This is a genomic window from Alteromonas lipotrueae (assembly GCF_019249255.1).
Taxonomy (GTDB): Bacteria; Pseudomonadota; Gammaproteobacteria; order Enterobacterales; family Alteromonadaceae; genus Alteromonas; species Alteromonas lipotrueae.
The window spans coordinates 115601-127351 of record NZ_JAESDJ010000011.1; the positions used below are offsets into that span (position 1 = coordinate 115601).

12 protein-coding genes are annotated in these 11751 nt (G+C 42.2%); 8 read left to right on the plus strand and 4 right to left on the minus strand.

Features of this window, described 5'->3' with window-relative positions:
* The first annotated feature begins 50 nt into the window (after positions 1 to 50).
* On the plus strand, positions 51 to 893 hold the full coding sequence (fghA, locus tag KYS23_RS15250; RefSeq protein ID WP_159533266.1) for an S-formylglutathione hydrolase: 843 nt from the start codon (positions 51 to 53) through the stop codon (positions 891 to 893).
* A 55-nt stretch (positions 894 to 948) separates the two neighbouring features.
* Here the strand turns inward: fghA and KYS23_RS15255 are convergent, their stop codons facing one another.
* From KYS23_RS15255 to KYS23_RS15270, 4 genes are read right to left on the minus strand one after another with little or no spacing between them, the layout of a single operon-like run.
* Positions 949 to 3054 carry a sensor domain-containing protein gene (locus tag KYS23_RS15255; protein ID WP_159533264.1) on the minus strand — a complete coding sequence of 702 codons (2106 nt, stop codon included), beginning with the start codon at positions 3052 to 3054 and terminating at the stop codon, positions 949 to 951.
* A gap of 9 nt (positions 3055 to 3063) precedes the next feature.
* Positions 3064 to 3549 carry a Rab family GTPase gene (locus KYS23_RS15260; protein ID WP_159533262.1) on the minus strand — a complete coding sequence of 162 codons (486 nt, stop codon included), beginning with the start codon at positions 3547 to 3549 and terminating at the stop codon, positions 3064 to 3066.
* Positions 3546 to 5315: an OmpA family protein gene (locus KYS23_RS15265; RefSeq protein ID WP_159533260.1), complete on the minus strand. Its 1770-nt coding sequence runs from the start codon at positions 5313 to 5315 to the stop codon at positions 3546 to 3548. The genes KYS23_RS15260 and KYS23_RS15265 overlap by 4 nt, the downstream gene beginning before the upstream one ends.
* A gap of 6 nt (positions 5316 to 5321) precedes the next feature.
* Positions 5322 to 5858, minus strand: coding sequence for a hypothetical protein (locus KYS23_RS15270; protein ID WP_159533258.1), 537 nt, complete (start codon positions 5856 to 5858; stop codon positions 5322 to 5324).
* Between the two features lie 329 nt (positions 5859 to 6187).
* On the opposite strand from KYS23_RS15270, the gene dusA reads away from it, so the two are divergent.
* From dusA to KYS23_RS15305, 7 genes are all read left to right on the plus strand, one after another.
* A complete protein-coding gene (gene dusA, locus KYS23_RS15275; RefSeq protein WP_159533256.1) occupies positions 6188 to 7231 on the plus strand; it encodes a tRNA dihydrouridine(20/20a) synthase DusA in 1044 nt (347 codons plus the stop codon).
* Between the two features lie 228 nt (positions 7232 to 7459).
* Entirely contained in the window at positions 7460 to 7741 is a 282-nt protein-coding gene (locus tag KYS23_RS15280) for a hypothetical protein (protein WP_159533254.1), read from the plus strand.
* Positions 7742 to 8091: 350 nt separating this feature from the next.
* A complete protein-coding gene (pspA, locus tag KYS23_RS15285) occupies positions 8092 to 8763 on the plus strand; it encodes a phage shock protein PspA (RefSeq protein WP_159533252.1) in 672 nt (223 codons plus the stop codon).
* 89 nt (positions 8764 to 8852) lie between these two features.
* Positions 8853 to 9053: a PspC domain-containing protein gene (locus tag KYS23_RS15290; protein WP_013782645.1), complete on the plus strand. Its 201-nt coding sequence runs from the start codon at positions 8853 to 8855 to the stop codon at positions 9051 to 9053.
* Positions 9053 to 9397 (plus strand): hypothetical protein, encoded by a 345-nt coding sequence (locus KYS23_RS15295; RefSeq protein ID WP_159533250.1) that lies wholly within the window; start codon positions 9053 to 9055, stop codon positions 9395 to 9397. The genes KYS23_RS15290 and KYS23_RS15295 overlap by 1 nt, the downstream gene beginning before the upstream one ends.
* 157 nt (positions 9398 to 9554) lie before the next feature.
* Complete coding sequence (locus tag KYS23_RS15300; protein ID WP_159533248.1) at positions 9555 to 10547, plus strand: DUF2333 family protein; 993 nt, start codon at positions 9555 to 9557, stop codon at positions 10545 to 10547.
* Positions 10548 to 10550: 3 nt separating this feature from the next.
* Entirely contained in the window at positions 10551 to 11306 is a 756-nt protein-coding gene (locus KYS23_RS15305; protein WP_159533246.1) for a TIGR04219 family outer membrane beta-barrel protein, read from the plus strand.
* The last annotated feature ends 445 nt before the right edge of the window (positions 11307 to 11751 follow it).

An 11751-nucleotide genomic window follows, 5' to 3' on the forward strand; every position in this document is an offset into this window, starting at 1 on the left:
CTACAGCAAAGTGGTTATTTTTCTAAATTTATTAGTGTACAGGAGTCATTATGGAGCTTATTAGTGAAAATCGTGCATTTGGCGGTAGGCATTTACGCTACAGTCACGATGCAAAGAGCACCAATTGCAGTATGACATTTGCAATTTATTTACCACCGTTTGCCTCCGCTGAAAAACCAGTGCCGGTTTTATACTGGCTGTCTGGGCTTACTTGTAACGACCAAAACTTTATGCAAAAAGCAGGGGCGATGAAACTAGCAGCAGAGCTAGGAATGGCGATTGTTGCGCCAGATACCAGCCCTCGCGGTGATGGTGTTCCTGATGACGAAAATGGCGCTTATGATTTTGGGCTAGGTGCTGGTTTTTATGTGGATGCAACACAAGCGCCATGGAATGAGCATTATCAAATGTATAGCTACGTCACCGATGAATTGCCTAGTGTTGTTGAGCAACACTTCCCTGTGACAAAAGAGCGCGCAATTAGCGGTCACTCAATGGGCGGCCATGGCGCGCTAATCGCTGGTTTACGTAATCCAAATCGCTATGTATCTGTTTCTGCGTTTAGCCCAGTGGCGAACCCTTCTGATTGCCCATGGGGCCAAAAGGCATTGGGTCAGTATTTAGGTGATGAGAAATCAGCCTGGGATGAATACGATGCTGCAAAGATTATTGCTAGTAAGAACCACGCAATTCCATTATTGGTTGAGCAGGGTAATAGCGATGAATTTCTGTCAGAGCAATTAAAACCACTGGCACTTGTGCAAGCGGCTCAGCAAACAGATACACAATTAACGCTGAACATGCATGAAGGTTACGATCACAGTTACTTTTTTATAGCGTCGTTTATTGATGAGCACCTAGAGTTTCATGCTGGGCATCTAGGCCTTATTTAAGCGACAGTGCCCCATTTTACATGCGTTAGTTAGTTGCCTGATAACGTGCAGCTTTCTAACGCAGCTTTTCTACGAAGTCGCCAATCGACATGGGTCTGTCAAAGTAATAACCTTGGGCATAAGTACACGCGTTATTCACCAAAAACGCCTGTTGATCTTGCGTCTCAACCCCCTCCGCGATAATGCTAATATTTAAATTTTTAGCCAAACCCAGAATAGCTTGAATAATAGCCTGGTCGTCGGTATTCGCTTCTAAATCGCTCACAAAAGAACGGTCTATTTTGAGTTCATCAATAGGCAGCTTTTTAAGGTAAACCAAAGAGCTGAAGCCAGTTCCAAAGTCATCAATTGAGATGGTAATGCCCATGGCTCTAAGTTCGTTCAGCAACACGGAGACAGTGTCTAAACTGTCGATGAACACACTCTCGGTGAGTTCTATCGATAAATGCCTTGGGTCGATGGCTCGGCGCTTTAAGGATGATTGTATTTGATGAAGCAGCACAAGATCGGTAACTTGTCGGCCAGAGATATTAATCGCCAAACGAATATCTAAATTAGCCTCTGTAAGCTTATCGATAGCATTACAGGCTTCTTCTACTAACCATTCACCAAATGGGAATATCAGCTCTGTACGTTCTGCAATTGGAATAAAAACATCTGGTGGAATGTAGCTTCCGTCTTCTGTCTTCCACCGCGCTAATGCTTCGCACTTAACAATTTTACCGGTTTCTAAATCAACGATAGGTTGTAAGAAAAGCGCTAATTGCTTGTTTTCAATGGCGGTGCGAAGTTTACTCTCTAACTCAGACATACTCTGATGTTGGCGATGCAACATTTCGCTGTATTCAAGAATAACGTTTTTACCTTGAAACTTCGCAATTTGGAGCGCGATATCTGCATGACGCAGTAGTACATTCGCTTGATCTCCATGTTCGGGATAACTCGCGATGCCAATGTTAATGCCAAGATTGGATTCGGCACCATGAAGTGAAGTATAGGTATTAACCAGCTTCTTCTTCATAGCTTGCGCATAGTCTAATGGGTTAACGCCACTGAAGGTATCGGTGCGTTTTACAATGGCAAATTCGTTACTCCCTATTCTGGCAATAAACCCGCTGTTGCCAACAAATCCTTGTAATCTTGATGCAAAAGACTTGAGTATCTCATCACCTGAATGATAGCCAAGCTTTTCGTTAATTTTCTTAAACTCTCGTATATCTATAATAAACAGAGCAAATTTAACGTCCTCTTGAACCAACTTCTGAACATAGCTATTGAAAAAATTGCGGTTTGCAATTTTGGTTAAAGAGTCCATTCCTGTGGCAGATAGTACGCTTTCTTCTTTATTTCGAATGTGACTGATATCGGTAAGAAGATATACCCAGTGGGTGAGTTCATTATCATGAATAACCGGGTGAATGGTCACTTGTAACCATATTTCATAATTATCGGTAGGCTTCCAATAAAGCTCCCCTTGCCATGCTGAACGTTTTTCAATGAGTGTTGGGAGGAAGGTGTCTGGAACGCTGACATCTTCAAGTAAGTGTTCAAGCCTATTGGCACTATCATTTGATCGGCTACAGGAAAGCAGCTGCCTAGCAGATTTATTGTCTAACACCGTTTCACGGTCTTTATTTAAAATAACTACCCCAGTTTCTAGGTGGTGGATAGCTTGTTTTATCGGGGGGACTAGCTTTTCATAATTTTTGTTTTTAAGTAGTGTTTTATCTAGACGCTGGCGGATGTATTCGTGCTGACCTACTATTTCGTGATGGCTTAAAAGTAGCTCTCGTGCGGCTTGTAGGGTTTTTTGTTTTTCTTCGTATTGGCTTTCGACATTCTTTATAACTAAGAAATGCTCACCTTCGCCGCTATTAATCGCGAGTGCTTCTAAATGGAGGGACTCGTTCTCGTCTTCTTCAGTCCAAAAACCTGAAGATAGGGTAAATACGCTGTCATTTTGCCAAATATCATTGGCATCCGTCATAAAGTCGTCTAGAAAAATGGAGGAAAAGGTATCTGGATTAACCTTGTTATCTTCATCGAGGGTGGCGATCTTATGTAGCCACGAAACATCAGGCGTTAGGCATTGAAGGCTCGTTGTGCTTTTAAAGATAGCGCAGTCTGTAATTCCTAGCGCATTAAGAAGGTGTATATCCATACGTTGCTCCTACCAAAACGCAATTGTACTGAAGAGATTTTCGACATTCTCGCCGGTCTTTGCACTGGTTTTAGTTAGTGATGTAAACTTCTTTGCATAGGAATCAAGTTCTTCTTCACTCCAGTGCCAGCTTGAAGGGAGGTCGGTTTTATTGACCACGAAGAAAGCAGGAATATCAGGATAATGTTCTCTAGCCATTTCTAGGATTTCTATACCTTCTAATAACGACTGCGAGCGGGTTTGATCGACCACGATGATATAGGCACTTGCGCCACGTAAATAGCGTGGATTGAAACCGCAGTATCTATCGATACCTTCAAGATCCCAAAGCAGCAACTGGACCCCTCGGCCATCTTTGTTAACTTGTTTTTTATCGATTTTCACACCGATTGTCGTTTTATATTTTTCAGAGAAAATACTTTCGACAAATTGTTTAACAAGGCTCGTTTTCCCAACACCGGTAGGACCTAAGATACATACCTTTTTTTGAATCACTGTGTATTTACCTCTGATGTCTTTGGGTCAGATAGCAAAACATTTAAAAATACAGTTCGTCCCATTGAACCCTCACTTAAAGATAACTGGCCAAGCCCTATTGGAAAAAGAATGCTAGGGTCAACCTTCATGGGTAGCAGCGCTTCTTTCACGTTGTTAGCTCTTAATTTGCTTAAAGCAAGATTGCGTGAAGGGCTACCCGAATTATCACTTGCGCCCAAAATAAAGACAGCAACTGACAGATTAAGCTGCTTCGCAAGTAGCTGCAACTGATACAACTCTTGGCCTAAGCGCTCTAATACTTCCAATTGCTCAGAATCAAGGTTCTCTTGCGCAATTGCAAACGGTAAATGCGTAGAAGAAATTCTCGCCACAAGGTCGTTGATTACCGCGTTATCAAGTTCTTCAGTATTGGCACGCACCTCATCAACAATATCGATGCCAGAAAGATTAGGTTTCAATTGAGAAATACCGGGTATTGCACGAAGTTCACGTGTGAATGCACGTAATGCATCAATTGTCATTGAGCCGCTCAGAAATAATGCATCATTTTCATCATAAATGGCTGTCAGTCCGTTAATGGTTACGACTAAGGATGATACTTTGTCGATAACTACATTTTTTTGTAGCGACACAAACGGCGCTTCGTGAATAATCACTTTGCTAGTGTTAATTTCTTGGCTTTCTAACCATGAGAGAGATGATTGCATATGAGGATCGCGCAGTAAGCGGACTTGCACCTTTCCATCTTTTACGGCCGTGTCAGTAAGCACAACGCCAGCTGGGGGAGATAAATCTCTTATCGTGCTTTGCAGTATCGACAAATCTATTCGTAAAAATGCAAGATAAGCTAAAAGCAGCAGTACGATGCCGATAACACCACCACCGATGAGTCTTTTTTTCTTACCTTTCGCTTCCTCTTTTTTCGCGCTAATTAAACAGTCATTCAGCAACGTTTCGCAACCCGCAAAAGGTGTGCTGTCGCCCTGATACTCCTGCAATGGCACCTGGTAGAACTGGTGGAATTCTTCTAATGCTTGCTGTAGTCGGCTTCTAATATCCGGTGGAACACTACCGACGACCGCGGCAACTAAAATGGCCTGTGGACCTATTTTTATAAGCAGTGTGAAGTCGCCAGTTTTAATTTCACCTAATTCGTTTTCGGTCTCATACTCTTGCGACTGAAATGCATCAGCAACAAAATCATTGATAGCAACCAGCATGGATGAAATAAGATCTGCGTCTTTGCTGCGTTCAGGATCAGAGGAAATGGTATGTAGCAGTGTACCGGTTTCTCGGTGAATGACAAAAAGCTGCTGAACTTGGTATTGATAGACTTGAGAAGCAACGTAATCAGAATACCTAACACCAGATTGCCACGCTTTAAAACGCCACGAAACGCTTTTAGGGCTAAGGCTGTTTTCGATAAGTGCGTTGGTTCTTTCTACAAAATCGACTAAAAATGACGATACCGCTTTGCGAACTAAGGTGCCGACAAGAGGGTATAGTGTCCCTACGATTTTATCGCTGTTTGCTTCAATTGAGCGATGCAGTGATTTTTCAACCAGCGGCACCAGCACTTTATTCACCGAGCCGTCTTTATTTTCTCTTTCATGTAATGCTTCAGAAACAATACCACCTACCACTTCTTTGGCATCGCGTTTTACGATTTCTTGTATATATTTGTCGTCCCGGCCAAGTATTAACGCTCTGATTTGATCTAGAGAATTATCTTTTGACTCAGGAGAAAGCCCGTTGTCTTCCATTAATGGCTACTGGTCAGTCGCTAAGTTCGAAGCCATAGTGGAAAGCAAGTTCGCCAGCGTTTTTCTATCAGTTTTCGTTTCTGATAGTTCACTTGTCACCTGCTGCAGACGCGCGAGTAGCTCTTGATGACGTTTACTAAATACACTTTCTAAAGCATCTAGTTCTTTCACTACATGTGCTTCTAGGGCATCGTTATCGTTTTTGGCAGAGGTTTCGGCTATTTCAAGTTCTGATTGTAATTTATCTGTAGTGGCTTGAAGTTGATTCTGTACATTGCTGTTTGAGCTATTCGCCCCTTCAAGTCGATGTGATAAATCTTGAACTTGGTTATCGATGAGCTTTCTAATGTCGTTGAACTGAACTTCTAACTGGTTATTTAAGGTCGCAAAGTTGTCATTTATGCGAGATTCTAAGCTGGCTAAATCTGCCTTGAATGCTCGATTAGTTTGACCAAAAAGTATCTCTCTCAACTGAGTAAGCTCATCACCCGCTTGTGTAACGTCGGCTTTGGCTTCCACGTTTTTAGATGGTTTATTTGCCATGCAAAAAATCTCCCTTAGGCATAAACATAACTGCGTTCACATCAAACCTCTGAAATGGGCGTATCAGATAAGCCCATTAAATTGAAAAATAGGATGTTTTTTATTCTTTTTCCTACCATAACGCGTAAAGGCGAGATTGGAAATAACACATTAGTTCTAAATGTGTTTTTTACTTTCGCGCCAACGCACGCCGCTAATATGACCGATGAGCTTTAACCTTTACCGTTACAGTAGTAAAATAATGTCATTCAGCGAAGTGTTTATAGACTTAAGTATTAGTCTTTAAAACAAGGAAACGCTACTTATCTATATAATATTGAGGTGACTTTTTGTCTTTCGCTCCGCTAAATCGTAAATTCTCTATCGCGCCAATGCTGGATTGGACCGATCGCCATTGCCGTTATTTTCTTCGGTTGCTGTCAAAGCATTCTTTGCTTTATACCGAAATGGTAACTACGGGGGCGATTATTTATGGCAAAGGCGACTACCTTGGATTTAACCAAGAAGAACACCCTGTAGCGCTGCAGCTTGGTGGCAGCAACCCAGAGCATATGGCTAAATGTGCGGTACTTGCGCAGGATCGGGGTTACGACGAAGTTAACATCAATGTGGGCTGTCCTTCTGATAGGGTGAAAAACGGCAGCTTTGGTGCTTGCTTAATGGCTCAGCCAGAAGTGGTGGCTGAGAACGTTAAGGCCATGCAAGCGGTTGTAGATATTCCTGTTACGGTGAAATGCCGGATTGGTATCGACGACATGGATGAGTATGAAGACTTCGCCCGTTTTGTTGACATCGTCGCCAACGCTGGTTGCGATACCTTTATTGTTCACGCGCGCAAAGCTTGGCTACAAGGGCTAAGCCCAAAAGAGAACAGAGATATTCCACCGCTGAATTACCCTAGAGTGCATATGCTAAAAGAGGCTCATCCTGGGCTTTCTATTAGTATTAATGGCGGTGTTAAAACGTTAGCCGATACTCAAGAACAGTTGAAATACGTTGATGGCGTGATGATGGGCAGAGAGGTTTATGCCAACCCCTACATTCTGTCTAGTGTTGATGCCGAGATTTTTGGCGACAATTCGGTGCAGCCTATTAGCCGTCGTGATGTAGTACTTAACATGCAGCAATACATAGAGCTATGTATTGCGCGGCAAGACGATCCTTACTTTAAGCCCTGGCATGTGGCTAGACATATGCTCGGTTTGTATCAAGGACAAGCTGGTGGGCGAATTTGGCGTCGTTATTTAAGCCAAAATGGTACCGGAAAGTCTCCGGATCCTCATTTATTAATGAATGCGCTTGAAGCTGTTGAGTCAGCACAGCAAGAAATCAATGACTACAATGCGCAAAAGGCGGCGAATAATATTTCCTAAATGAGTGGTCAGGCACCGAGTGGTCAAATACACTAATCTACTTAATGAGTTTGACTAAACCTTGGTGTTGTACGAAATTTGGTCGAAATGTCGCGGACGTGGTACGTTCTAATATCTCAATTAAATTCAATTATTTACCTATAATTTTTCTAGATGGCACGAGTTTAGCTATCTATTAATCAAAGCAATAGCGAAGTGCTGTTGCAGTGATTACCATCAAGGGAAATTATGAAAACTTCACTTTTAGCAGCATCAATCGTTTCTATCACTTTATTTAGCGCTGGCGCCAATGCGCAAGAATCAATCCTTCAGTCAATATTGACGAATATGGTTGATCACGCCGTGAGTATCACGACCAATGAAGTAAAAGCAAATGTGTATCAAACGGTGGCGAATACGGCTTACCACTTTGAATTAGAAGGTGAAGCTACAACAGGTAAAGTACAGGTTACCGATATCGCAGCGGCATCAACTGCCGATATTGAAGAAGCGAACCCCCGTGCTGAGTAAGCCATCACCGGTTTTACCCTATTTATGAAAAGCGACCTAATAAGGTCGTTTTTTTTGCCTTAAATTTAGAACGTAGCGCTGATTTTATAAGTGGTTAAATTGACGAAATGTAAGTGGTTAAATTTACTAAATAGTTAGTTTATATGGATGGTGCGATGCATTAGTAAATTATAAATTTACGATTTATTTATATAAAACAGCTGCTTACTTATTTGGCACGCCAATTGTAATGAATATAGTAAGCAAAGAGATGTAAGCGACAAGATTGGCGTCAGCATAGTTAATCGCCAACCGTAGTATGGCTACTGCCTAGTCTACGTTATTAATCACACTGAAACGGAGCAATAACAATGGGTATGTTTTCAAGAATAAACGACATCGTGCAAGCAAACTTAAATGCCATGTTAGATAAGGCTGAAGATCCAGAAAAAATCATCCGTCTTATTATCCAAGAAATGGAAGAGACCTTGGTTGAAGTACGCACTGATGCAGCACGTTACTTAGCCGACCAGAAAACCTTAGCTCGGCATATGGCGTCAGCAGAAAAGGATATCAATGGTTGGCAGGACAAAGCACAGCTTGCCATGAATAACGACAAAGAAGGGTTGGCTAAAGCCGCTTTGGTAGAAAAGCAGAAGTATGTTGCCAAGCTCAACCAGTTAGAGCAGCAGCAGGTACAGCTAGCTGAAATTATCGAGAAGATTCAAGTTGATACAGGGCGTTTAAATAGCAAGCTAAGTGAAGCAAAGCAAAAGCAAAAATCGCTTGTTAGCCGCAAACAAACGTTAGAAACGCGCCTTAAAGTAAAAAGTGTAGATAACAGTAATAAAATTGATGATGCCATGATGCGTTTTGAGCATTACGAACAGCGCATCGACTCATTAGAAGCGCAGGTTGATGCGTATGACCTAACGAAAGACAGCAGCAATGCTACCTCGTTGGCCGCTGAGTTCGACGCCCTAGAAGCAGATGAAACGATAGAGAATGAACTCGCAGCTCTGAAGAAGCAGAAGGTCGCATAAATATCGAGTAGAGCGTGGCGTAGGTTATTACCTGCGCACTCTCACCGTACAACCCTAAGCAAATCTGAAATGAATTTGAGGAAATGAAAATGAAAATGCCATCACAAAAACGTATTTATAGAGATTTAGACAGCGCGGTTATTTCAGGTGTTTGCGCGGGTGTTGCACGACACTTAGAGGTAGATCCCATTTGGGTTCGCGTAGGTGCAGCAACGGCGCTTATCTTTATGCCAGCTATCGCCGTGGTTTCTTATTTCGCAGCAGTCATGCTATTACCAAGGGCAGTGTAATGAAAAATTTTCTTATCGCCATTGTGTTAGCTGTGATTCTGGTCAATTGTTTAGGCAGTGTCATTGACGATTGGTTTGGTATGCATATCGTAATGTCAGATGAATTACTTAGCCCTTGGGAAAACCTTGCTGCGCTATCTGTCATAGGGGTTCTTTTAGCAGTAGTGGGTTTTGTCGTAGCAGTCAGTGTTCTTGGCACGCTATTGTTGGCTGTAGGCGCGGTGTTCTTGGCGTTACTTGCTGCAGGCATTGGCGCGTTTTGGCCAATCGTCGTTCTTGCTATACTTATCTATGCATTTAAGGACAAATCCAAGCGCGATCAACACCTAAATCGTCCTGTATGATGATTATAAGTTTATTTAAGTTGTGTTATTAGGCCGTTAAATGGTGATATAACTGCAACCGTCATAAAGGTTTAGTAATTCTCGCGTATTTATAATTAGTTATACATTGCCGGTTAAGTCCGGCTTTGTGTCATTTGAAAGGAAGGTTGGCATTGATATGAGAAAATCAATTAGCACAAAACGAGTAGCCCTTGTCATTGCAGTGTTGTTTCTGATTTTTTGGTTAATAGGTTTGTATTGGAGCATGGCACCAGACGCCTATGACGTTAAAAAGCGGGTGGCACAGCAAGCACAAAATATTAATCCAGAAGACGTGGCTGGCTATACGCTTACTGCAACCATGATTGATGTCTCTGAAACCTTGCTAGATAAACCTGGCGGTTACCTGTCGAACGATGTGATGCCGCCGGGTGTTTTCTTAGACAATATGCCTTCTTTTGAATTTGGCGCGCTGGAAATGATTCGTGACCTTGCGCTTTCTATGCGTAAAGACTTTAGCCGTTCGCAATCTCAATCGTTAGAAAACCCTTATCTCACTAAAGCGCATCCTAAATTTAACATGGATCATAAAAGTTGGATGTTTCCGTCGTCTGAGTCTAGTTACCGAGACGGCATAGAACTTCTAAAGCTTTATCGCGATCAGCTTGCGAACCCGCAAAATTCCGACAGTCAATTTTATACCCGTGCTGATAATTTACGTGAGTGGCTTAAGCAAGTTGAAAAGCGTTTAGGCAGCTACTCTCAGCGTTTAAGTGCCAGTGTTGGTTCTGCAAGAATTAATACAGATTTAGCGGGCGATTCTAAAGCGAAGCGGTCTACATCGGTAGCGCAGCAGCGCACGGTTAAAACCAGTTGGTTCAAGCTAGACAATAATTTTCATGAAGCGCGCGGCGCGACATGGGCGCTACTACACTTTCTTAAAGCGGTAGAAGTTGAATTTTACGATGTATTAGAAGATAAAAACGCGTTGGTTAGCTTACAGCAGATAATTCGTGAGCTTGAAGCAACTCAGCAGTCTGTGTTCAGTCCTGTTATTCTAAATGGCAGTGGCTTTGGTATGCTGGCTAACCATTCTTTAGTGATGGCGAACTATATTTCTCGCGCTAACGCTGCTTTAATTGAACTTTCAGAACTTCTCAGTCAAGGATAACAAATGAAAAAGTGTCTTTTGGCAACCTTAGTAGGTTGTGCTCTTTTCTCCGCATCTTCACATGCAGACACAATTGCAGGGGTGTACGCAGGTGCACAAGTTTGGCAAACGGATACCAGTGGTGGTTTTGCCGATAGTTCGTCTACCGCTGATTTTAATTTTGATGATGAAACAAATACCGCGTTATACGTTGCATTTGAGCACCCGTTGCCATTTGTGCCTAACGTTAAGATAGGGCATACCACCCTTGATAACTCGGGCACGACTACGCTAAATACTAACTTTACCTTCGATGGTGATCTGTACACCGCAGAGAGCCAAGTAGATACTATTGTTGAGTTAGATGCGACTGACATTATTTTGTATTACGAACTGTTCGACAACGACCTAATTAGTTTCGATGTGGGCTTGAATGCTAAGTATATTGACGGCGCGTTCTCAGTTTACGATACCGCTAGCGACACACAGGGCTCAGGTGATTTTTCTGGTGTGATACCAATGGTGTATTCCAAAGTACAAGTTGGCTTGCCGTTTACGGGCTTAGCGGCTTATGCTGAAGGTAGCTATTTATCGTTTGACGATCATGAACTGAGTGATTATCAAGTGGCAGTGACTTACTCGTTTATCGAAAGTATCGCGGTTGATATGACCCTTCAGGTGGGCTATCGCAAAGTGACAATGGATATTGAAGATCTAGACGATATCTACGCAGACATGGAATTTGATGGCGCGTTTGCAGGGTTAGAAGTCCACTTCTAATTGTTGCCAACATCTAGCTATTAAACAAAAAACCGACATGCGTCGGTTTTTTGTTTTTTCATGTCTGTACCGTTGCGCTAGTGGCCAAATTTAACTCTTATTCCTGCATCGGCGATGCGCCCAAAACCAGACGCTTGAATCAGGATTTTTCAACTTCATCGTGATGGAATTAATGTTCGTCATGCTCATCTTTATGCCACTCTTGATTCAATTGCACATCTGAATACTTAACTGTGTCGGCATGACTAGATGAAATTGCGCTAAGAAAGAACAGAATGGTTAACGAGGCGGTTGATCTAAAAAATGAAAATAGAGACGTAATGCAGCAATTGAAAAGTTTGGGTAATTACAGCATGTTTTGCCGTCGTAGTCTTAGTGGTTTTATACTTAAATTAACTTATTTATTAAGTGCTTAGATATTTTTACATTTAGCTAATAGAATGTG

Coding starts and splice junctions, on each gene's coding strand:
- fghA (WP_159533266.1), top strand. CDS start 51: ATGGAGCTTATTAGTGAAAATCGTGCATTTGGCGGTAGGCATTTACGC.
- KYS23_RS15255 (WP_159533264.1), bottom strand. CDS start 3,054: ATGGATATACACCTTCTTAATGCGCTAGGAATTACAGACTGCGCTATC.
- KYS23_RS15265 (WP_159533260.1), bottom strand. CDS start 5,315: ATGGAAGACAACGGGCTTTCTCCTGAGTCAAAAGATAATTCTCTAGAT.
- KYS23_RS15270 (WP_159533258.1), bottom strand. CDS start 5,858: ATGGCAAATAAACCATCTAAAAACGTGGAAGCCAAAGCCGACGTTACA.
- KYS23_RS15280 (WP_159533254.1), top strand. CDS start 7,460: ATGAAAACTTCACTTTTAGCAGCATCAATCGTTTCTATCACTTTATTT.
- pspA (WP_159533252.1), top strand. CDS start 8,092: ATGGGTATGTTTTCAAGAATAAACGACATCGTGCAAGCAAACTTAAAT.
- KYS23_RS15290 (WP_013782645.1), top strand. CDS start 8,853: ATGAAAATGCCATCACAAAAACGTATTTATAGAGATTTAGACAGCGCG.
- KYS23_RS15295 (WP_159533250.1), top strand. CDS start 9,053: ATGAAAAATTTTCTTATCGCCATTGTGTTAGCTGTGATTCTGGTCAAT.
- KYS23_RS15300 (WP_159533248.1), top strand. CDS start 9,555: ATGAGAAAATCAATTAGCACAAAACGAGTAGCCCTTGTCATTGCAGTG.
- KYS23_RS15305 (WP_159533246.1), top strand. CDS start 10,551: ATGAAAAAGTGTCTTTTGGCAACCTTAGTAGGTTGTGCTCTTTTCTCC.